This is a genomic window from Tenacibaculum sp. DPLXC6, assembly GCF_056815515.1.
Map to the genome: position 1 here is coordinate 404,196 of NZ_CP141806.1, position 23,393 is coordinate 427,588.

The 23,393-nt window shown below is 30.9% G+C and carries 19 protein-coding genes; 10 read left to right on the forward strand and 9 right to left on the reverse strand.

Annotated features, from left to right (window positions below; genetic code table 11):
- Window positions 1-55: 55 nt before the first annotated feature.
- The 4 genes from VCM48_RS01720 to VCM48_RS01735 all read right to left on the reverse strand — a co-directional run bounded on the left by VCM48_RS01720 (window position 56) and on the right by VCM48_RS01735 (window position 4,657).
- Complete coding sequence (locus VCM48_RS01720; RefSeq protein ID WP_482271388.1) at window positions 56-589, reverse strand: DUF1572 family protein; 534 nt, start codon at window positions 587-589, stop codon at window positions 56-58.
- 32 nt (window positions 590-621) lie between these two features.
- Window positions 622-1,893, reverse strand: a complete 1,272-nt coding sequence (locus VCM48_RS01725) for an adenylosuccinate synthase (RefSeq protein WP_440121479.1) — start codon at window positions 1,891-1,893, stop codon at window positions 622-624.
- A gap of 23 nt (window positions 1,894-1,916) precedes the next feature.
- A complete protein-coding gene (locus tag VCM48_RS01730; RefSeq protein ID WP_125067666.1) occupies window positions 1,917-2,366 on the reverse strand; it encodes a Fur family transcriptional regulator in 450 nt (149 codons plus the stop codon).
- A 74-nt stretch (window positions 2,367-2,440) separates the two neighbouring features.
- Entirely contained in the window at window positions 2,441-4,657 is a 2,217-nt protein-coding gene (locus tag VCM48_RS01735; protein ID WP_440121480.1) for a RelA/SpoT family protein, read from the reverse strand.
- 155 nt (window positions 4,658-4,812) lie between these two features.
- On the opposite strand from VCM48_RS01735, the gene VCM48_RS01740 reads away from it, so the two are divergent.
- The 4 genes from VCM48_RS01740 to VCM48_RS01755 all read left to right on the forward strand — a co-directional run bounded on the left by VCM48_RS01740 (window position 4,813) and on the right by VCM48_RS01755 (window position 8,892).
- Window positions 4,813-6,189 carry a TPM domain-containing protein gene (locus VCM48_RS01740; protein WP_482271389.1) on the forward strand — a complete coding sequence of 459 codons (1,377 nt, stop codon included), beginning with the start codon at window positions 4,813-4,815 and terminating at the stop codon, window positions 6,187-6,189.
- Window positions 6,190-6,425: 236 nt separating this feature from the next.
- Window positions 6,426-6,986, forward strand: coding sequence for an RNA polymerase sigma factor (locus VCM48_RS01745; RefSeq protein WP_440066555.1), 561 nt, complete (start codon window positions 6,426-6,428; stop codon window positions 6,984-6,986).
- Complete coding sequence (locus VCM48_RS01750) at window positions 6,973-7,755, forward strand: hypothetical protein (protein WP_482271390.1); 783 nt, start codon at window positions 6,973-6,975, stop codon at window positions 7,753-7,755. The genes VCM48_RS01745 and VCM48_RS01750 overlap by 14 nt, the downstream gene beginning before the upstream one ends.
- A 66-nt stretch (window positions 7,756-7,821) precedes the next feature.
- Entirely contained in the window at window positions 7,822-8,892 is a 1,071-nt protein-coding gene (locus VCM48_RS01755) for a hypothetical protein (protein WP_482271391.1), read from the forward strand.
- Between the two features lie 67 nt (window positions 8,893-8,959).
- Here the strand turns inward: VCM48_RS01755 and VCM48_RS01760 are convergent, their stop codons facing one another.
- A complete protein-coding gene (locus VCM48_RS01760; protein ID WP_482271392.1) occupies window positions 8,960-9,856 on the reverse strand; it encodes a sterol desaturase family protein in 897 nt (298 codons plus the stop codon).
- Between the two features lie 123 nt (window positions 9,857-9,979).
- Here VCM48_RS01760 and rpsF point away from each other — a divergent pair, with 123 nt between their 5' ends.
- From rpsF to VCM48_RS01780, 4 genes are all read left to right on the forward strand, one after another.
- Window positions 9,980-10,321 carry a 30S ribosomal protein S6 gene (rpsF, locus tag VCM48_RS01765; RefSeq protein ID WP_099214475.1) on the forward strand — a complete coding sequence of 114 codons (342 nt, stop codon included), beginning with the start codon at window positions 9,980-9,982 and terminating at the stop codon, window positions 10,319-10,321.
- A gap of 3 nt (window positions 10,322-10,324) precedes the next feature.
- Complete coding sequence (gene rpsR, locus VCM48_RS01770; RefSeq protein ID WP_028892048.1) at window positions 10,325-10,621, forward strand: 30S ribosomal protein S18; 297 nt, start codon at window positions 10,325-10,327, stop codon at window positions 10,619-10,621.
- A 15-nt stretch (window positions 10,622-10,636) separates the two neighbouring features.
- Window positions 10,637-11,083, forward strand: a complete 447-nt coding sequence (gene rplI / locus VCM48_RS01775) for a 50S ribosomal protein L9 (RefSeq protein WP_047788887.1) — start codon at window positions 10,637-10,639, stop codon at window positions 11,081-11,083.
- A gap of 106 nt (window positions 11,084-11,189) precedes the next feature.
- Window positions 11,190-14,387 (forward strand): TonB-dependent receptor, encoded by a 3,198-nt coding sequence (locus VCM48_RS01780; protein ID WP_274639809.1) that lies wholly within the window; start codon window positions 11,190-11,192, stop codon window positions 14,385-14,387.
- 244 nt (window positions 14,388-14,631) lie between these two features.
- Here VCM48_RS01780 and lysA read toward each other — a convergent pair whose 3' ends face one another.
- The 3 genes from lysA to VCM48_RS01795 form a co-directional block, all read right to left on the reverse strand.
- Complete coding sequence (lysA, locus tag VCM48_RS01785; RefSeq protein ID WP_274639810.1) at window positions 14,632-15,837, reverse strand: diaminopimelate decarboxylase; 1,206 nt, start codon at window positions 15,835-15,837, stop codon at window positions 14,632-14,634.
- Window positions 15,838-16,121: 284 nt separating this feature from the next.
- On the reverse strand, window positions 16,122-17,360 hold the full coding sequence (gene pepT, locus VCM48_RS01790; RefSeq protein WP_482271393.1) for a peptidase T: 1,239 nt from the start codon (window positions 17,358-17,360) through the stop codon (window positions 16,122-16,124).
- A 70-nt stretch (window positions 17,361-17,430) separates the two neighbouring features.
- On the reverse strand, window positions 17,431-18,504 hold the full coding sequence (locus VCM48_RS01795; RefSeq protein WP_482271394.1) for a DUF3810 domain-containing protein: 1,074 nt from the start codon (window positions 18,502-18,504) through the stop codon (window positions 17,431-17,433).
- A 127-nt stretch (window positions 18,505-18,631) separates the two neighbouring features.
- Here VCM48_RS01795 and dnaB point away from each other — a divergent pair, with 127 nt between their 5' ends.
- Together dnaB and VCM48_RS01805 are read left to right on the forward strand one after the other, a co-directional pair.
- On the forward strand, window positions 18,632-20,146 hold the full coding sequence (gene dnaB, locus VCM48_RS01800) for a replicative DNA helicase (RefSeq protein WP_047788883.1): 1,515 nt from the start codon (window positions 18,632-18,634) through the stop codon (window positions 20,144-20,146).
- A 72-nt stretch (window positions 20,147-20,218) separates the two neighbouring features.
- On the forward strand, window positions 20,219-21,478 hold the full coding sequence (locus tag VCM48_RS01805; RefSeq protein WP_482271395.1) for an asparagine synthetase B: 1,260 nt from the start codon (window positions 20,219-20,221) through the stop codon (window positions 21,476-21,478).
- Here VCM48_RS01805 and VCM48_RS01810 read toward each other — a convergent pair.
- The gene (locus VCM48_RS01810) at window positions 21,475-23,160 is read right to left on the reverse strand and encodes a helix-turn-helix domain-containing protein (RefSeq protein ID WP_482271396.1); all 1,686 of its coding nucleotides are present in this window, start codon (window positions 23,158-23,160) and stop codon (window positions 21,475-21,477) included. The genes VCM48_RS01805 and VCM48_RS01810 overlap by 4 nt on opposite strands.
- Window positions 23,161-23,393 lie beyond the last annotated feature (233 nt).

The window sequence follows — 23,393 nt, forward strand, 5'->3', positions numbered from 1 at the left end:
CTGCCAAATGTTTCCTATTAAAAACGTCTTTTAGAAATTTCTAAAAGACGTTTTTTTATGAATTGTTTTTTTCAAATTGAGCCTGTATAAACTCTTTTGATTTTCCTTTTGCTATTGAAGCAGTTTGCCATTTGTCGTTTAAAATCATCTTACCTACATAAGCTATTTGACCTATATGATAAGGAAAATGAGCTATTTGTCTGGTAATACTTTCAATTAGTTTAACTTGTTTATTCCTTATAAGAATAGGTTGATTGAAATTTTCTTCATTTAAAGAGTTTAAAGCAGAAAAAAGACAGTTCCAACCCTTTTCCCATTGAGCAATCAATTCTTTTTTTGATAAATCATGAGTTTCAAATTCAGCATCTCTATCTCTCCAATCTTTTTCTCCATCAGAAGTAAAAAAGTCTGTCCAACGAGATAACATGTTTTCAGATACATGTACAATAATAGCAGCAATGCTATTACTTTCTTCATTGTACTTCCAGTGTAAGTCTTTTTCTTCTAGCAGTGCAATCGTTTTATCAGCTACCTTTTTATACGATTTAAATTGGGTAGTGATATTCTCTAAATATTCTTTTACCATCATAAAAAAGGAGCTCAATTGAGCTCCTTTAAATTTTATCTATTAATTGTTTGTTTTCTATCAGGGCCTACAGAAACTATTTTTACAGGTACACCAGTTTCTTTTTCAATAAACGCGATGTAGTCTAATAAGTTTTGAGGTAATTCATCAGCAGAAGTCATTTTTGTTAAATCATCTTCCCAACCTTTGAATTCAGTATAGTTTACACTTACATTTTCTGGCTCAATATTATAAGGTAAGTGAGAAATTTCTTCTCCTTTATAGTTGTAAGAAGTACAAACTTTTAAAGTGTCAAAACCAGATAATACATCACCTTTCATCATCATTAATTGCGTAACACCATTTACATCAACAGCATATTTTAATGCAACTAAATCTAACCATCCACAACGACGAGCACGTCCTGTTGTAGCTCCAAATTCATGACCAACTTTAGCCATAGTAGCTCCGTCTTCGTCAAATAATTCAGTAGGGAAAGGTCCAGAACCTACACGAGTAGTGTATGCTTTAAAAATACCGAAAACTTCACCAATTCTATTAGGAGCAACTCCTAAACCAGTACAAGCACCAGCAGCAGTTGTGTTTGAAGAAGTAACGAACGGGTATGTTCCAAAATCGATATCTAATAATGATCCTTGAGCTCCTTCAGCTAAAATAGTTTTACCTTCTTTGATAGCTTTGTTTAAAAACTCTTCAGAATCGATAAATTGTAATGTTTTTAATTTTTCAATTCCTCTAGAAAACTCAGCTTCTAACTCATCTAAATCATAATCGATTTGAACATCAAAGTATGCTAACATACTTAAATGTTTTTCAGTTAAAGCTCTATATTTTTCTTTCCAGTTGTCTAATTCTAAATCACCAACACGCATTCCGTTTCTACCAGTCTTGTCCATATAAGTAGGCCCAATTCCTTTTAAAGTAGATCCGATTTTTGCTTTTCCTTTTGAAGTTTCAGAAGCAGCATCTAATAATCGATGTGTTGGTAAAATTAAATGTGCTTTACGAGAGATTAATAATTTAGAAGTATAATCAATGTTATGTTTGTCTAAATTTTCTAATTCTTTTTTAAAGATAACAGGGTCAATAACCACTCCGTTACCTACTACGTTTAAAGCTGTTTTATGGAAAATTCCTGAAGGAATAGTATGTAATACATGCTTGTTTCCATCAAAAATTAGTGTGTGACCAGCATTTGGACCTCCTTGAAAACGTGCAATTATATCGTAGTTTTTTGTTAAAACGTCTACAATCTTACCTTTTCCCTCGTCTCCCCATTGTAGTCCGAGTAATAAATCTACTGCCATTTAGTGTGTTGTTAAGTGTGTTTTTATTTGTTGTTTCTTTTTGTTCCGTAGAAATAAAGTGAATGGTTGTGAATATCTATATCAAAAACATCTTCAATTGTTTTTTTAATAATTTGAATTCTTGGGTCGCAAAACTCTTTTACTTCACCACTATCAGTAAGTATAACATGATCGTGATTTTTATCGAAATAACTTTTTTCGTAACGCGCCATTGATTGTCCTTCAAATTGATGTTTACGAACCAAACCACAGTCTAACAATAAATCCATCGTATTGTAAAGCGTAGCTCTACTTACACGATAGTTTTTGTTTTTCATCTTAATGTATAAAGATTCGATATCAAAATGCTCATCAGCATCGTAAATCTCTTGTAAAATAGCGTAACGTTCAGGTGTTTTACGGTGTTTATTCTCTTCTAAAAAAGAAGTGAATACTTTTTTTACAATTTCTTGATTTTCGGCTGAATTACTCATTTATTTTTAAATTTTACGAAAGGACAAATTTACGTTTATTTCTTGATAAAATACAAGGATGTTAAAAACGAAATTTACAAAGTATTAACACGCTCAACTTTTTGAACGCCTTCCACTTGTTTCATGTTATTAATTAATTTATCTAGTTGAGTCTTGTTTTTTACACTTAACGATAGTTTTCCGTCAAAAACACCATTGTCTCCAGAAATATTAATACTATGAATAAATACATCCATACTATTAGAAATTATTCTAGTAATGTTGTTTACAATTCCTTTATTATCCATACCAGAAAGGTGTAAAATAGCTGTAAACTCTTGCTTGGTAGAATCAATCCATTTGGCAGGCATAATTCTATAAGCGTAGTTAGACTGTAATGAAATAGCATTAGGGCAATCATTTTTATGTACCTTAATTCCTTCATTAATAGTTACAAAGCCAAAAACTTTATCACCAGGAATAGGAGAACAGCATTTAGCTAAAGTATAATCTAATGTTTGCTCTTCTTTACCAAAAACTAAAGCATCGTATTTATTAGTAACTTCTTCTTTTTCTGATATTTCTTTTGATGGAGAACGCCTAAAAGTACTTTTAATGAAGCCCATAAAGCGATTACTTCTCTGAGCAACAAAGTCTTTAAGTTGTGTATTATCTATAGCACCATTACCAACTCGATAAAACAAGTCGAAACTAGTTTTTAATCCAAAATAACTAGCTAACTCATGAATAACTTTTTCATTTGAGTTGATTTTTAAATGACGTAACTTTCGTTGTAAAATAGCTTTTCCTTCTTCTGCTATTTTCTTTTCTTCTGCTTTTAAAGCCGATTTAATCTTAGCACGGGCTCTAGCTGTAATAACAAAATCTAACCAACGCACATTAGGTTTGTTGTTAGAGGCGGTAAGTACCTCTACTTGATCTCCACTTTTTAATTCGTGACTTAACGGCACTAGTTTTCCGTTTACTTTTGCTCCACGACACTTTAATCCAACATCGGTATGTACAGAAAAGGCAAAATCTAATGCTGAAGCTCCTTTAGGAAGTGATTTTAAATCTCCTTTTGGAGTAAATACATAGATTTCTTTGGCATAAAGGTTTAGTTTAAAATCTTCAACAAAATCTACAGCGTCTAAACTCTGGTTTTCTAAACTCTCTTTTAAACGATTTAACCATCCTTCTAAGCCATTTTCCTTAACAGAACCTTGTTTGTATTTAAAATGAGCAGCATAACCTTTTTCAGCTATTTCATCCATTCTTTCTGAGCGGATTTGAACTTCTACCCATTTTGCCTGAGGTCCAATTACTGTTATGTGTAATGCCTCATATCCTGTTGATTTTGGTTGAGAAATCCAATCTCTTAACCTAGCAGGGTTTGGCTTAAAGAAGTCTGTAACGATAGAATAAATTTTCCAAGCATCAAACTTTTCATCTTCAGAAGTAGGCTTATATATAATTCGAATAGCAAACTTATCGTACACTTCATCAAAAGTTACGTTTTGTTTACGCATTTTTCTACGAATAGAGAAAATAGACTTAAAACGTCCTTTTATTTCATAAGCAAAACCTTCTTTGTTTAATGCTTCTTTTAAAACACTAGTAAAGCTATCAATATACTTTTGTTGATCTTCTTTGCTTTCTTTTATTTTGTTAGCAATATCTCTATAAACATCAGGTTCGGTGTATTTTAAACCAAGATCTTCAAGTTCAGTTTTAATATTATAAAGTCCTAAACGATGTGCAAGAGGAGCATATATATACAAGGTTTCAGATGCTATTTTTACCTGCTTATGAGGAGGCATAGAATCCATAGTTTGCATATTGTGTAACCTATCAGCAATTTTAATAAGTATTACTCTAACGTCATCGTGTAGTGTGAGTAACATCTTTCTAAAATTCTCAGCTTGGATAGAGTAGTCTTGTTCTTGCTTTAGGTTTGATATTTTAGTTAACCCACTTACAATACGAGCTATGTTTTCTCCAAACAAACGCTCCATATCATCTAAGGTATAGTGCGTATCTTCAACAACATCGTGTAGTAAGGCAGCAGCAATAGAAGTAGCCCCCAAACCTATTTCGTCTGCAACTATTTTAGCTACAGCTATAGGATGATAAATATAAGGTTCCCCTGATTTTCTACGTTGTTCAGAGTGTGCTTCTACAGCAATATCAAAAGCTTTACGTATCAGTTTTTTATCATCTTCTGATAATGTTTGATATGTACCTTTTAATAAATTTTTATACCTATTTGCTATCTCTTTGTTTTCTTCTTCTATCGTTGCATTATAACTCATATAATAAAACTCTTTTACTCATTAGGTTTATAATAAAAGTAGTACAAAGAATTATATTGGGCAAGTTTTGTAGGGAAATGTTTGTTGTAAACTTGTTACTTTTACAAGCAAGTAAAAAATACTAGAAAATAGAAAGAATTTAGAGTATATAAAAGATGAAAAAGTACATATTAAATTTTCTGTTGTTATTTGTTGTTTTTCAAGCGTATAGCTTTCAGGAAGTTGTTGATGAAGAAAATAAAACTACAATTTTAAAAGAAAAAGAGGTTCAGGAAGAAGAAGTAAAAACTCAAAAAACATATCCTGATAGTTTTATTCCTCCAAAATATATTCAAAAAGAAGTTTATTCGGTTAAAGAAGTTCCAAACCCAAAAAAGAATGGTGCTAATGGGTTTATATCTGACCCCAATAACTATATAAATGAAATTGAAGAGCAACAATTAAATTTAAAGCTTTGGGAAATAGAACAAAATACAACAGCGCAAGTAGCTGTTGTTATTCTTAAAAGTATAGGAAAGGAAGTACCTAAAAATTTTGGTGTTAAATTATTTGAAGAATGGGCAATAGGCGATAAAGAAGTCGATAACGGGTTACTTATTTTAACGGTAATAGATCAACGAAGAACAGAATTTGAGGTAGGGTATGGGTTAGAACCTATTTTAACTGATATTGTTTGCCATAGAATAGGAACAGACGAGATTGTACCGTATTTTAAAGAAGGAGAATTTGGTAAAGGATTGCTATCTGCTGTTTCTAGAGTAGAAGAAATAATTAATAAACCTGATGTTATTGATGAAATTTATGCTCAGAACATTAATTATTATAATGAAGAGGAAACTAATTTTTTTAAGAATCCGCTTTTTTTATACCTACTTTTTTATTCAATAGTTGGCTTATTTATAGGAGGTTGGTTTAGTATAAAAGCTAAATCAATAGATAAATCTAAGGAAGATCTTTATGATAAATATCAAGATATGAGTAAGCTAGGGTTAGGTTGTTTACTCTTTTTATTTCCATTACCACTTTATTTTATTAATAGATATGTAAAAGCTAAGCTTAAACGATATAGATTTTCTCCTCGTTTTAGTAAAAAGAACGGAAAGCAACTTTATTTAAAAGATGAATGGAGTGAAAACAGTTTTTTAGAGAAAGCACAAATTCTTGAAGAAAAAATTAAGTCAAAAGAATATGATGTCTGGGTTACAGAAGATGAAAGTGATATTTTGATTTTAGAATATGAAGGTTCTAGTAGAAAGTATTCTAATTGTAAAAAATGTGGTTATAAAACCTATGGAAGAATTAGTACGAAAATTATACGTAAAGCAACTTACGACTCTAGTGGCGAAAAAAAAGAAGACTATTTATGTAAAAACTGTAACTATCAAGAAAGTAAAACAATAATAATTCCAAGATTAGAAAGAAGTAGTAGTTCTTCTAGTTCTGGAGGATCTTCATGGTCATCCTCATCGTCATCATCTTCAAGTTTTGGAGGTGGTAGCTCAGGTGGAGGTGGAGCAGGAGTAAGTTGGTAAATAAAAAATAAACATCTAGGCTTTTTCCTGTAAATATATTTGTTAATATGGTATAACTTTGCAACATAATTCAGAGGAGACACAAAAAGAGCTAGTCCCCCTGAAATATCATTTAATTATGGTATTTGAACCTCCGGTCTTTTAAAAAGTTCGGAGGTTTTTTTATTCTTCAGGCAACCTTTTTTCAAATTCAGTAGTCTTTATATTTGTAAGGCTATAAAAACGTACCTATTGATTTGAAAATTATTTCACTACATAATAAAGAAGCTTCGCTTATAAAACAAGCAAAGAAACAGAGTAGAGAAGCTCAACAATTAATATTTGAGCAGCACTCCCCAAAAATGTTAGGAGTTTGTAGGCAGTATGTTAAAGATTTACATCATGCAGAAGATTTAATGTTGCAAGGTTTTTTTAAAGTTTTTACCAATATTGAAAAATTTAAGGGAGATGGAAGCTTTGAAGGCTGGATTCGTAGAATTATGGTAAATACCTGTATAAGTTATTTGCGAAAAAAGAATCCTGTTCAAGTATCAGATGAAGACTTTGTTTTTAATGATGCTGCAACAGAAAGTCTTGAAAACACATCGGTAGAAGATATACAAAAGTTAATAGATGAATTACCTGAAGGATATAAGTTAGTTTTTAATTTATATGCTATTGAAGGATATAAACATTCAGAGATTGCAGAAAAATTACAAATTTCTGAAAGTACCTCTAAGTCACAATTATTTAAAGCTCGTAAATGTTTACAAGCAAGCTACGAGAAAATTAATCAAGTAAGAAATGTCAAGCAATAATATAGACAAACATATAGCAGAAAAGCTAAAAAACAGAGAACTAAAACCATCTAATTCAGCATGGGAAAGGTTAGAAACTCAATTAGATAATCAGGAGGCAACAAAGAAAAGAAACTGGGTTTTATATGTAGGTTATGCAGCTAGTTTGGCTTTGTTAATAAGCTTTGTAGCTTTCTATTTTACAGATTCAGAGTCAAAAGAAAAGATAGAAGAAGTTATAGTTGATATTCCAATTGATACACTAAAAATTAATAATAAAGGAATAGAAAATTTCCTTAGAAATACTGAGGAAGCTGTTGTGGAGGCAGAAGAAAATGAACAAGAAAAGCAATTGCTTAAAAAGAAGAAAAAGATTACTACAACTAAGAATTCTACCTTAAAAGAAAAAGATATAGTCTTTAAAAATATCCAAAATGAAGAACAACCAAAAGAAGAGGAGGTAGTAGCAAAGTTAGATAAGCCAATAGTAACAAAAAAGAAAGAGTTTAATTCAAGAGTTAGAGTGAATAGTGATGACTTACTATTTGCAGTAACACATAGTTCTGAAGAGGTTAAAGAATACTATGCGAGAAATAAAGTAAAGCGAGAAGATGTGTTAAAAACTATTGAAGATGAACTGAAAAAGTCAAACTTAAAAATAGATCCAAATATCATTTTAGCTGAAGTTGAAAGAACGATTGATGATGAAGAGTTTAAAGGAGACTTTATGCAAAAATTAAAATCAAAAATATCAGACATTGCGGTAGCAATTGTTGATAGAAATAAATAAAGCGCTTATTAATTATCGATAATTAACCATTCCTAATTATTATCAGTTTAATTTAAAATTATTAAAATGAAAAGAATACTATTATTAGTGTTGTTTATAACAACTATTGCCCAATCTCAAGAAAAAGTATTTGAAAAAGAAGTAAAGAAAATATCAATGAGTATTGATAGTATTACTAAGCAGCAAAAAGACTCTTTAAAGATTAGAGTAAAAGAGATTAATACAAAATTAGAAAAGAATAAAATAACATTTGATGAAGCTGCGATACTGAAAAAAGAGGCAGCAGCCTACCATGCAGCTCAAATAGAGAAAAAAGTTAGTTTTCAGGAACAAAAACTACAACAACTTGTACAAGACAAAATTGATGGTAAAATATTTAGTAATGAAGAAGAATCACGAGAGCAAACTTTTGAAATAGCGAAATTTAAGTTCAGACTAAACTTTTCTGACGATGAAGAAGATGAAGTTGAAAGAGAAAAGAAAAGAAGAAGAAAAAGAACCACAACACAATTTGTTTTTGCTTTAGGAGCAAATAATACATTAACAGATAATAAACTAAGTTCTTTAGACGATTCAGACTACAAATTTTGGCAATCACATTTTTATGAGTTAGGTTTTACATGGAAAACACGGTTAGCAAAAGAACCATCAAAAGCATATTTTAAATACGGTTTCTCTTTTCTGTGGAACAACTTAAGAGCTAAAAACAATCAATATCATATAGTTAATGAAAATGAAACAAACTTAAGTATTCATCCAGAACAGCTTTCTGAAAGTAGGTTACGACATGTACAAATGACGTTTCCGATGCATTTAGAATTCGATTTTTCAAAAAATAAAAAATATTCTGATGGAGAAATTGTAGATAGAACACATCAAAGTTTTCAAGTTGGAGTAGGTGGTTTCTTCGGTTTTAAATTAGGAACTCGTCAATATTTAGAATATAAAAATGCTCAAGGAGTTACAGTTGAAGAAGTTCAGAAGAATAATTTTAATATGAACAAATATAACTACGGATTAAGTGCTTATGTTGCTTACCAAGGTATTGGATTATATGCTAAATATGATTTAAATCCATTGTTTAAAAATACAGATACAAGAAATATTTCATTAGGTCTTCGATTTGATATTAATTAGTAAACTACATTGAGGCTAGCTTTTGAGGATTATTTCCTTTTGGCGGTACCAATAAAAAAGGAGAAGTTTAAACTTCTCCTTTTTTATTTTCCTCCCATTCTTTACGCAAATGCATTGAAAGTTTTCCGGTACCATCATGTTTCCAACCAGGAGGTTTAAAAAAGTACAATAACCTTTTTCCTAACGTAGTTTTACTAGTAAAAACATCATTGAACATATTATACCATTCAATAAAAGCCACTTTAATTGGGTTATACGTATTTATATTTTTAACTAAACCGTACACTGGTTTTTCTATTTCAGGTTCAAAAGTTCCAAAAAGTTTATCCCAAATAATAAAGATTCCTGCATGATTTCTATCCAGATACTGAGGATTCGTAGCATGATGAACTCTATGATGACTTGGAGTATTAAAAATAGCTTCAAACCATTTAGGCATTTTGTCAATAAGCTCAGTATGAATCCAGTATTGATATAACAAACTAATGCTCATTTGAGTTACAATCATTAATGGATGAAATCCTATGATGGCCAATGGTGCCCAAAATATGAACGTGTAAAAACTTCCTGACCAAGTTTGACGCAAAGCAGTACTTAAATTGTATTTTGTTGAAGAATGATGAACCACGTGGCTAGCCCAAAAGAGTCTACTTTCATGTGCAATTCTATGGTTCCAGTAGTACGCAAAGTCTTCAGCAAACAATAAAATAAACCAAGACCACCAAGTAAACGGAATAGTAAATAGGCGATATTGATAAAGAAATAAAAACACTCCAAATATTAATCCTTTGGTAAATAACCCTATAAAAACATTCCCTAACCCCATAGTTATGGATGTAGCAGCATCTTTAAACTCATAATCTTCTAATTTTACTTTAACGGTTAATATTACTTCAATAATAACAGTTAAAATAAAAAAAGGAATAGCATAATGAACTAAATTAGGAATTTCAGGGATTTGCATAAAAAAGAGTGTTTAGTCACAAACTTACACAAAATCATTAAATTATTTAAGTAATAGAGTTTGTTTATGGATTAAAAAGCAGTATATTTGCAGGCTTAAAAATAAATTTTAAATAATTTAATTATGAATCATTACGAAACTGTTTTCATTTTGAATCCCGTTTTATCTGAAACTCAGATAAAGGAAGCAGTAAAAAAGTTTGAGGACTATTTACTTTCTAAAGGTGCAGAAATGATTTCTAAAGAAGATTGGGGCTTAAAAAAATTAGCTTATCCAATCGAAAAGAAAAAAAGTGGATTTTACCACTTATTTGAGTACAAAGTAGCAGGTGATGCAATTGCTCCGTTTGAATTAGAGTTTAGACGTGACGATAGCGTTATGCGTTATTTAACTGTAAAGTTAGATAAGCATGCTGCAGCTTGGGCTGAAAAGAGAAGAAACCGTGTTAAATCTGCAAAAAAGTAAGAAATGGCATCTATAGAACAACAAGCAAAAGGAAACAAGCAAGGAGAAGTACGTTACTTAACTCCGCTTGATATCGAAACTAAAAAGGAAGCTAAATACTGTCGTTTCAAGAAAAACGGTATTAAATACATCGATTACAAAGATGCAGACTTCTTAATGTATTTAGTAAACGAACAAGGTAAAATTTTACCAAGACGTTTAACAGGAACATCATTAAAATATCAACGTAAAGTGGCTCAAGCTATTAAAAGAGCTCGTCACTTAGCTTTAATGCCTTACGTTGGAGATATGTTAAAATAATAAAGAAGTAGAAACATGGAATTGATATTAAAACAAGACGTAGAAAACTTAGGTTTTAAAGACGATGTTGTAACTGTTAAGAATGGTTACGGACGTAATTACCTAATACCTCAAGGATATGCAATTTTAGCTACTTCTTCAGCTAAAAAAGTATTAGCAGAAAACTTAAAGCAACGTGCTTTTAAAGAAGCTAAATTAATAGAAGACGCTAACAAAGTAGCTGAAACTATTAAAGGTTATGAAATCAAGATAGCTTCTAAAGTAGGTTCAGGAGATAAATTATTTGGATCAGTAAACAACATTGATGTTGCTGCAGCTTTAGCAAAGGCAGGTACTGAAGTGGATAAGAAATTTATCAAAGTTACTGGAGGTAACGTAAAAAGATTAGGAAAATACAACGCTGCTGTACGTTTACACAGAACTGTTGTTGCTGACATCGTATTTGAAGTAGTTGCTGAATAGTAACTAAATTGTTAAATACATGTTAATAAAGTATAAATCCGCTCGGTCGAGCGGATTTTTTTTATGCTTAAATTTGAAGTATAACATAAACAAAATCAGAACTATTATGAAGAAATTAATAATTTTTTCTTTTGTTTTTTTGAGTTTATCCATTTATTCCCAGGTAACCACATCAAAAATAAAAGGAACTGTAACAGACAATCAGGGAGAACCTTTGTTTGGTGCTAACATTGTTGTTTTGCATGAGCCAACAGGTACCATATCTGGAGCCGTAGCTCAAGATAATGGAAGATACACCATACCTAACTTAAGAGTTGGAGGCCCTTATAAAGTAACATTTAGCTATATTGGGTTTGAATCACAAGAAGTAACCAATGTATATTTAACTTTAGGTAAAACAACTAATATTGATGGTGTTTTGTCTGAGGATGGAGAGCAATTAGAAGAAGTTGTTATATCAACAACAAGAAGTAAAGTTTTTAATAATGATAGAACAGGGGCACAAACTAGTGTAAGTGCTGTTCAGTTAAAAACCTTACCAACTATATCACGTTCTGCTGCAGATTTTACCCGTTTAGAACCAACTGCGAGTGGAAATTCATTTGGAGGAAGAAACGATCAATTCAATAACTTTTCATTAGACGGATCTATTTTTAATAACCCTTTTGGTTTAGATTCACCAACACCAGGAGGACAAACAGGATCACAACCAATATCGTTAGACGCAATTGAACAAATTTCGGTTTCTACAGCACCATACGATGTTACTTTATCTGGGTTTACTGGGGCTTCGGTAGATGCAGTAACAAAAAGTGGTACTAACGAATTTAAAGGTACTGTTTATGGTTTTTACAGAAACCAAGATATGACAGGAGGTAAAATTAAAGGTCAAGAAGTTGTAAAACCAAAATTAAGTCAAAGCCAATATGGAGCAAGCTTAGGAGGACCAATTATTAAGGATAAATTGTTCTTTTTTGCAAATTTTGAAAAAGATGATAGAGAAGATTTAGGTACAGCAGGTTGGATACCAAATACAGGTAGTGGAGCAGTTAATGAATCTAGAGTATTAGAATCAGATATGATAGCTGTTCGTGATGCTTTGTCTGCTTTAGGATATGATACGGGAGCTTATGAAGGTTTTACTTATGGTTCTGAATCTACTAAAGGAATTTTTAAATTAGATTGGAATATCAATGATAAAAATAGATTAGCATTAATTTATAATTTCTTAAGAGCTTCAAAAGAAACTCCTGCACACCCAACAGCTTTGGGAATTAGAGGTCCAAGTTTTTCTACATTACAGTTTGAAAATTCAGGGTATGAAATTAATAACAACTTAAATTCCTTCCAATTAGAATTAAACTCTAACTTATCAGAAACAACAACCAATAAACTGCAAATAGGTTATACACATTTTGATGATTTTAGAAATCCTTTATCTGCACCTGCTCCAGTAATTACCATACAAGATGGTAATGGTAGTAATTATATTATAGCTGGTCATGAACCATTTTCTATCAATAACAAGTTAGATCAACGAGTTTTTCAGTTGACAAACAACATGAACTTTTATAAGGGAGATCATACGTACACTGTTGGTTTTTCATTTGAACAATTTGAATTTGAAAACTCATTCAATTTAACAAATTACGAGTCCTTTAATTTTGGAATTTTCCCATACTACGGGTTGTTTAGTCCTTACCCAGATGTAGCAACTTTTTTATCAGCTGCACAACCAGGAGGGGTAGTAGAGCAATATTTAGCAGCTACTCAAAATGCTTACGATTCATTTAATGCAAATGGAGACGGAAATGATGGCGGTTGGAAATTATCTGAACTAAATGTAGGTCAATTAGCATTTTATGTACAAGATGAATGGGAAATGAATGATAAGTTTAAGTTAACTTACGGAGTTCGTTTTGATAAACCATTGTATTTTAATACTTCTAGTTTAATTCAGAAATTTATTGATACCGATAATGGAGCGACTAGAGATAATTCTGTACTGTATTACAACCCAAATACAGGAGAAGAGCAACAGTTGCTTTCAACCAAGATGCCTACAAACCAATGGTTGATTTCACCAAGAGTAGGTTTTAACTGGGATGTAAAAGGAAATAATACAATGCAACTTCGTGGAGGTTCAGGTGTGTTTACAGGACGCTTACCTTTCGTGTGGATTGGAAACCAAGTAAGTGGAGCAGACGATGGTTTCTTCCAATTAGTTGATCCAGATTTTAAGTTTCCTCAAGTATGGAGAACAAACTTAGGTTTAGATTGGAAATTTGAAAACGGAATTATAGCAACTACAGACATTTCTTATACAAAAGACATTAATGGTGCTCATGTACAAAACTGGGGATTAAGAGAACCTAGTGCAACTTTAAATACACCATTTGATAGTAGAGAAATATATGATGGAAGCGATAAAGGAAATAATGCTTATGTATTTACAAATTCAGATAAAGGTCGTGTATGGAATGCTTCTCTAAAACTTCAAAAAACTTTTGATAATGGGTTGTATACAAGCGTTGCCTATAATTACTTAAATGCTAAAGATGTAAACTCTATTGAAGCAGAAATTACAGGAGATGCTTTTGCTTTTAATCCAGTAGTAGGAAATGCTAATAATGATGTTTTATCATATTCTAAATATGGTGACACTCATAGAATTATTGGTGTAGCGTCTAAGAAGTTCACTTATGGAGGAGATAAGTTTGCTACAACTATTTCTACATTTTTTGAATATGCGCAAGGAGGAAGGTTTAATTACACTTATGGAGGAGATATTAATAATGATGGGTCAGCTGTAAATGATTTATTATACGTTCCAACTAGTTCAGAACTTAATCAAATGCAATTTAGTAATCCTGCTCACGCAGCTGCTTTTGAAAGCTATATACAACAAGATGATTATCTAAGTGAAAGAAGAGGGCAGTACGTTGAACGTTATGGAGCTTTGGCACCATGGAGAGGTAAATGGGATTTAAAAATATTACAAGACTTTAATTTTAACGTATCTGCTGAAAAGCAAAATACAATACAGTTAAGTCTTGATATTTTAAATGTAGGTAATTTAATTAACTCAGATTGGGGAGTAGTACAACAACCTAATAACGTACAACCTTTAGGTGTAAGATTCCCTGATGTAGATCCTATGAATACAGATCCTGCTAATTATGTGCCAGATTATTCTGAAGCACCTACTTATACATTTAGTACCAATCAAGAACAGACATTTGGTTTCGATTCTAGTTTACTTTCTCGTTGGCAAATGCAAATAGGTCTGCGTTATATATTTTAAAAAAAGACGAATTAAAATTTATAAAACCACTCATTTTCTGAGTGGTTTTTTTGTTTTTTAGTTAAAAATTTTATAATAAAGGGTGTTTTTCCTGTGAAAATTTTGAAATAAATAAGTGATATTTGTAGATGTAAATAAAGATAGGGGACTTTAATTACAACGTTTTAAAATATAGTCTTTGAGGGGTTGATTATATTTTAAAAAAACTCTGGCCTTACTAAGGTCAGAGTTTTTAAGTGTTTTATTATAGTGTAACGCTTTCTTGATTCTTAAGAATATCTTCCATAGTTTCCCTTTTCCTAATCAAATAATCTTTTCCTTTGTAAATCATAACTTCAGCGGGTCTAAACCTTGAATTATAATTTGAAGCCATAGAAAAACAATAAGCACCTGCATTATGGAAACATAATATATCGTCTTCAGATATTTCGTTGATTCTTCTATTAGAACCAAAGGTGTCATTTTCACAAATATATCCAACGATACTATAAAAACGTTCTCTTCCTTTTGGGTTAGATAGGTTTTCTATGTAATGATAAGAATTGTAAAACATAGGGCGGATTAAGTGATTCAAGCCACTATCAATACCAGCAAAAACTGTAGAAGTTGTTTGTTTAATAACATTCACTTTAGCTAAAAAATATCCAGCCTCACTCACTAAAAATTTTCCAGGCTCAAACATTAGCGTAACTTCCTTGCCGTAGTTTTTGCAAAATTCATTAAATCGTGTAGATAATTTTTTACCTAATTCATTTATATCAGTTGAAATATCATCTTTTTTGTAAGGAACTTTAAACCCACTACCAAAATCAATAAAGTCAATATCTTTGAATTGTCTTGCTGTATCAAATAAAATTTCTGTAGCTCTTAAAAAAGTATCAATATCTAAAATATCAGAACCAGTATGCATATGTATTCCATTAATATGCATTCCTGTATTTTCAACAACTCTTTTTATATGAGGTACTTGATGAATTGAAATTCCAAACTTAGAATCGATATGACCTACAGATATTTTACTGTTTCCACCAGCCATTACATGCGGGTTGATACGAATACAAACAGGAATTTTTGGGTGTTTTTGTCCGAATAACTCTAAAATAGATAAGTTATCAATATTAATTTGAACCCCTAATTTAGCTACTTCTTCTATTTCTTGTAGTGAAACTCCATTAGGTGTATATATAATTTCATGAGGTTCAAAACCTGCTAATAAACCAAGTTTAACTTCTTGAATAGAAACTGTATCCAAACCACTGTTAAGCTTATTGAAAACCTTTAAGATATTAATGTTTGATAATGCCTTAACTGCATAATTAATCTTTACATTTTTAACTTTTGAAAAAGCAGATGTTATCTTTTTATACTGAGAAATAATTTTTTCAGTGTCGTAAACATACAAAGGTGACTGATACTTATCAGCTAGCTTTAAAAGGTCTTGTCTATTCATTTACTTTAATATTTATCGGCAAAAGTATAGAGGTGACTGATTACAAAAAATAAAATGAAAGAAATTTACAAATTTGTGTTTTTTTGTAAAATTAGGGGTTTTACGTCTAGGCAAAAGGGAATTTTCCTATAATATAATCCTTTAAAAAGAATCATATTTGCCATGAAATAAAATTAAGGGGATTTATTTCAAACAGAATGATATTTTTTTTAAGGGGTAAAAATATCATAAAAAAACTCTAGCGGAAGCTAGAGTTTTTGATTTTATATATGTTGTGTGTAAAATTAATTAAACTTTACAGCTACTTTTTGAGCAATTCCAACAATTACTTCACTAGCTTTAACAATACTTTCAGCAGGAACATATTCATAACGTCCATGAAAGTTGTGTCCACCAGCAAAAATGTTAGGGCATGGTAAGCCTTTGTATGATAATTGAGAACCGTCAGTACCACCACGGATAGGTTTAATTAACGGAGTAATTCCCATGTCTTTCATTACCTCTTCAGCAATATCAACAATGTGCATTACAGGGGTAACTTTTTCCTTCATGTTAAAATATTGATCTTTAATCTCAACAGAAACTAGTTTTTGTCCACGTTTAGCATTCAAAACTTCAGCTAAATCTAACATTGCTTTTTTGCGGTTGTTGAATTGATCCATATCATGATCTCTAATAATGTAACTCAACGTAGTTTGTTCAACTTTACCTTCCATATGATGTAAGTGGAAGAAACCTTCATAACCAGTTGTTCTTTCAGGAACTTCATCTTCAGGTAAAGCATTGATAAACTCACTAGCAATAAGCATTGAATTAATCATTTTACCTTTAGCATACCCAGGGTGTACAATTTTACCTTGAATAGTAACTGTAGCACCAGCAGCATTAAAGTTTTCGTATTCTAACTCACCAATTTGACTTCCGTCCATAGTATAAGCCCACTCAGCTCCAAACTTTTCTACATCAAACATGTGAGCTCCTTTACCAACTTCTTCATCAGGAGTAAAGCAAATACGGATTTTACCATGCTTAATTTCTGGGTGTTGGATTAAGTACTCCATTGCAGAAACAATTTCAGTAACACCAGCTTTATCATCAGCACCTAATAAAGTAGTACCGTCTGTAGTAATAATAGTTTGACCTTTATATTGTAATAAATCTTCAAAATAATCAGGAGATAAAACGATGTTCTTTTCTTTGTTTAATAAGATGTCTTTTCCGTCGTAATTCTCATGAATTTGAGGCTTTACATTAGCTCCAGTAAAGTCTGGACTAGTATCAATATGAGCAACAAAACCAATAGTTGGTACTTCATAATCTAAATTACTAGGTAACGTTGCCATTAAATAGCAATTCTCATCTAATTCAACATCTTCCATTCCTATTTCCTTAAGTTCTTTTTCAAGAATCTTCGCTAAATTCCATTGTTTTTCAGTACTAGGAAATGCTGGGTTATTAGGATCACTTTCAGTATCAATAGTTACATACTTTACAAATCGGTCGATTATATGTTGTTTGTTCATCGTAGTATTTTTAAAGCATCAAAAATAGCCATTTCAAATGTATTTTGTCAATTGAAACAAGATGAAATTTTTAGGAAACATTCTTTTTAAAATAAGCAATTAACAAATCAACAACATAACTATACGATTGAATCCCTTTAGATTGATTATTAGCTTTAAGATAAGAGTTATACCCTTTCTTTAAATAAGGTTCTATAGGATTTTTAAACTGTTTCCAGTGTAAGTAGGTAGCCTTATAATCTTTATAAATACCTTTGTTTACAGTTTTAGCTATTTCTTTACCCAATTCTTTATTTCTTTTATAAACTTGACCTATACAATAGTTATAAGCCATACGGTAGCCAGAATACTTAAAATATAAGTCTTTATTGGCTATTGAAGCTAAAAAACTCACAAAATTAGCGTCATTCTCAGCTGCCCAACCAATTTGATGTGCCATTTCATGGCAGGTCGTTGCTGGATAACCAGTTTTAGGAATCATGTTGTTTACTTGCGCTTCTCCTGTTATTGGGTTTAAATATCCTGAAGTTCCATTATAAGACTGAAACAAACTAACTAATGAACTTTTAACAGAGGAAGTTTGATAAGCCAGTTGAGGATATATTTTTGAGAGTTCTTGGAACCCGTTTGGAGCTAAGTTATAAATCTCTTTTTGAGAATATGGAACTATTACAGAAATAGAATCATTTTTTGTTATTTGTAAATGAATTTTGTTTAGTTCTGTTACAATATGTTTAGTAGTTGAAATTAACTCATCAGTTGTATAGGTAGATTGTTTTAGTCCAAGATTCTCAGCTAAAGGTTGTCTAAAATAATTCAATCCCCAAAAAGCATAAAAACAAAAATAAATAATAGATAGAATTGCAATAAATTTTACTAACTTAGGAAGGAAGTTTTGAAACCTTTTTTTAATTAAATAATAGATAGATTTTAATAAAAGATAAAGCAAACCAAAACCAATTATATCCCCAACAGAAAAAGGAATCCATCCTAAAATAGTTCGAAAGAATTGTGAAATATATGGGTAAATTCCATTACTATAATAAAACTCAATCCACTGTGGTTTTTGGCTAATAAAAAGCACAAAAATTACTTGAACAGGTAAAAATAAAGCAACAAAAAAATATTTTTTTAGGTTACGCATGCCTCCAAAAATAAGAAAGTTGTAACGTTATCAACAAGTTAATAACAGTTTATTTACAAAAAATGTGCATAAAGAAAATTGAGCATAGTCTCTAAAAATATCATCTTAAAAATTTACTTTTGCTGTTATGGAAAGAACCCAATCTCTCAAAGGAACAAAAATAGATAAAGCTAGAATTATAAGCTTAGAAAAAGGAAAGTTACCACCGCAGGCTTTAGAGTTAGAAGAGGCTGTTTTGGGTGCTATGATGATTGATAAAAAAGGGATTGATGAAGTAATTGATATCTTACATCCAGATGCTTTTTATGATAAAAGGCATCAAGAAATTTATGCAGCTATTTATGAGCTTTTCCAAAACTCAGAGCCAATTGATTTACTTTCTGTATCAAATCAATTAAAGAAAAATGGAAAACTAGATTTAGCAGGAGGAGATTTTTACTTAATTGGGTTAACTCAAAAAGTAGCCTCATCTGCTCATATTGAATTTCACTCTAGAATTATCCTAGAAAAGTTTATTCAACGTAAACTAATTACCATTTCTTCAGAAATTATTGAAAATGCATATGATGAAACTGTTGATGTTTTTGATTTGTTAGATGATGCCGAAGGAAAATTATTTGAAGTAACACAAGGAAACCTTAAAAAAGGAGCCGAAAGAGCCGATTCGTTAGTACAACAATCGATTAATAAAATTCAAGAAATATCAACCAAAGAGGGGATGAGTGGTTTGGCAACAGGATTTACCAAACTAGATGCATTAACCTCAGGTTGGCAACCTACCGATTTAATCATTATTGCAGCACGTCCCGGTATGGGTAAAACCGCTTTCGTAATATCGATGGCAAAAAATATGGCGATTGATTTTGGACACCCAGTAGCATTATTCTCACTAGAGATGTCATCGGTACAGTTAATTACCCGTATGATTTCTTCGGAAACAGGATTAACTTCTGAAAAATTACGTAAAGGAAACTTGGAACCACACGAATGGGAGCAGTTAAACGTGAAGGTGAAAAAACTTTCTGATGCACCTATTTTTATTGATGATACACCTGCACTATCAATCTTTGATTTACGTGCAAAAGCACGTCGTTTAGTGTCGCAACACGGAGTTAAAATCTTAATTATTGATTACTTACAGTTAATGACAGCAGGTGGAGCAGGAGGTAACCGTGAACAAGAAATTTCGACGATTTCGCGTAACTTAAAAGCATTAGGAAAAGAATTAAATGTACCTGTAATTGCTCTTTCTCAGTTATCGCGTGCGGTTGAAACCCGTGGAGGTAGTAAGCGTCCGTTGCTATCCGATCTTCGTGAATCTGGAGCGATTGAGCAGGATGCCGATATTGTATCGTTTATTTATCGTCCTGAATACTATGGAATGACAGAATGGGATGATGATGATCACTCACCATGTGAAGGACAAGGAGAGTTTATTGTAGCAAAACACCGTAATGGTGGATTAGATAATATTCGTTTGAAGTTTACAGGACACTTGGCAAAATTCTCAGATTTAGAAGAAGGATTTAGTAGTGAATTCCAATCGAGTATGAACTCAGGGTTTAATGATGAAGTAGCGTCTAGTAACTTTGCTTCACCAGAAGATGCTTTTGGACCGAGTGATGATGATGTTCCGTTTTAATCTTTAAATAAAACTTAAAATATTATAGAATACACAATTGCTTAAAAGTAATTGTGTATTTTAGTTTTTGATATGAAACAATTTCTCTACATACTAACATTTTTCCTTTTTTCTAACTCATTATGGGCATCATTTATTTATGTACCTATGAGTAATGAAAATCAAAAAAATCATTTAAAAGCCTATGGTATTGTTTACTATGCTTTAGAAAATGGGTTGAAGGCAAAATGGTTATTGAATTATGATGGAGGTGCTTTTTTAATTGAAAATAATGAAGCAGTAGAAAAAGAATGCAAAATACGAGGTGTATCCTATCAAATCATTTCTGATGCTAAGTCAGCATTAATTTTAGAAGAAATTTCATCACCATCTAAAAACCAAGAAGCAGTAACTTTAGAAAAAGCCCCTAAAATAGCGGTGTATTCACCGAAAGATAAAATGCCGTGGGATGATGCAGTAACTATGGTACTGACATATGCTGAAATTCCGTTTGATGTAATATATGATGAAGAAGTACTAAATGATAAACTATTGTTGTATGAATGGCTACACTTGCATCATGAGGACTTTACAGGTCAGTATGGGCGTTTTTATGGAGCTTTTAGAACAGCGCCTTGGTACATTCAACAAAAAAAAGATGCAGAAGCTTTAGCAAAAAAACTAGGATACAGTAAAGTATCAGAAGAAAAAGGAGACGTAGCTAAAAAAATCCGTGATTATGTAGTAGGTGGTGGGTTTATGTTTGCGATGTGCTCTGCAACCGATAGTTTTGATATTGCGCTGGCTGCAGATGGTGTAGATATTTGTGAAGGAATGTTTGATGGTGATGCTTCAGAACCTAATTACCAATCGAAAATAAATTTTAATAAAACATTTGTGTTTAAAGATTTTGAATTGATTCGGAATCCTACTACGTATGAGTTCTCTTCAATAGATATGACTCGTAAACGAAGAATAAGAAAAGAAGTAGACTACTTTGTATTAAAAGAATTTTCTGCAAAATGGGATCAAGTTCCAACAATGCTTACCCAGAACCACACTATGCTGGTAAAAGGTTTTATGGGGCAAACAACATCTTTTGACCCCAATACTATAAAATCTACTATTATTGTTTTAGGAGAAAATAAAACAAATAGAGAAGGGCGTTACATTCACGGAACTAAAGGAAAAGGAATGTTTACTTTTTATGGGGGACACGATCCTGAAGATTACCAGCATAGGGTAGGAGATCCTAAAACAGAATTAGATTTACATCCAACCTCACCAGGATATCGTTTAATATTGAATAATGTACTGTTTCCTGCAGCTAAAAAGAAAAAGCAGAAGACTTAATTTTTTTCAGATTTTTCTAATTCTTTAATAAAATAAGAAGGTTTAATACCTGTAAATTTATAGAAAACTCTCGAAAAAGATTCAGCATTTTTAAAACCAACTTCTTTCGCAATAGCTTTTATCGTGTACTTTCTCCAGAGAGTATCACTTTTAAGTTTTTCAATAGCGTATTCAATTCTAAGTTGATTTATATAACTAGAAAAAGAGTTTTTTTTGTGTTGATTGATTACTTTCGATAAGTAACTTGTATTGGTATCTAATCTGTCAGCTAATAGTTGTAAGTTGATTTTAGAGTTTAAAAAATCTGCATTTTTTTCAAAAGCTTCAAGTCCATTAATAATAAGATCAATAGTTTCGTTAGAAAGTTCATGTTTATTAATGGTTTGTTGTGATATAGTCTCTGATTCTTTTTTATCTACAGTTTTGTTTTGATTTGCTAATGCTATAAAACGTTTTTTTAAAGTTTTTTTTCTTCTGACTTGGTATCCTACTAAAACAAATGATAATGTTAATAAAGAAATATACACTACTTTATTTCTCTTAGATTCATTAATTTCCTTTTCTAGCTCTTTTATTACTTGCTTTTTTTCTGATAATAAGTTAGGGATGTCGTATTCCTCAGTGAGCGTTTCCTTTATTTTCTTTTCTTCATTTAACTTAAAATCCTTTATTTTCAATAACTTATTTATGTATAATAATTGTTTCTTTAAGTTTTTATTATTTTTACTATGGTTGATTAAATATTTATAAGTGTCTTCTAAATATTTACTAGGAATCTCTCTTACATTAAACAAAGAGTCTGCTTTTAGATGATATTTTAAGGCATTCTTTTTATTTTTTAAGTAGTTATATTGAACCCCTATTTTAACATAGGCTCTGATTAAAATTCTGTAATTCTCGTCACTAATGATATAAGGTATAGATTTTTTATATGAAATAATTGATTCATTATAATTTTTCCTTCTATTTTCTATACTACCTAATACATAAAAAGAATACCCTAAACTCAAACTATCATTTATTTTTTCATACAAGCTTACTGCTTCATTATTATAAAAAAATGCAGAATCAATTTTATTAAGTTTTTTGTAAGCGGAAGCTATATTTAAAGGAAGAGTAGAGAAATCTTGATGACTTAAGTACTTTTTTTGTTTAGCGAATAAGTAAGCTTTTTTATAAAGATCTATTGCGTTTTCAACTTCTCCAACTGAGCTTTTAATCATAGCGAGCTGGATAAATAGTAAATGTTTTAGACTATCATTTTTTCTTAAAGTTTGCTTGCTTAGTGTTAACTCTTCTAAAGCTTTACTATTTATTCCTTCGTTAAAATAAAATATTGATTTATGATAATATATTGCAGAAGGGAAATTTTTTGAAGGATGCTTTTTGGTAATATTTATCAAAGAATCACAAAAACGTATATAAATGTTTTTATCATTTAAAATATCAGCTAAAAAAAACTTTCCATGCAACATGTTCATGGTGTCACTTTCAATAATAGCTTTATTATAAATAGCTTTAGCATATATAGCCGCTTTTGAGGTATTATGCTTGTTTTCATAAAATGAATCAACTAGTTCTTGAAATTTTTTTTGAGATAAAGTATCTTTCTTTATTTGGACTTTAGAGAAAATGTCTAAACTAAACCCCATAATAAGAAATAAAAAAAATGTTTTTTTCATAACAATATAATCAACTTGAACTCAAAAGTACCAAAAAAACTTGACTTCATTTTGTGTGTAAGATTTTAAAAATGAGTTTGTTATATTTTATTGTAACTCGTTTTTTATAAAATCCGTGTATAACTATTTGTAAATGAAATAAACAAATAAGTTATTTGAATCACGTAAATAAAGGGTTCAATAGCGATTCATTAGAACGGGAAAATTAAACGAAAAAGAAAACTTAATTTAGA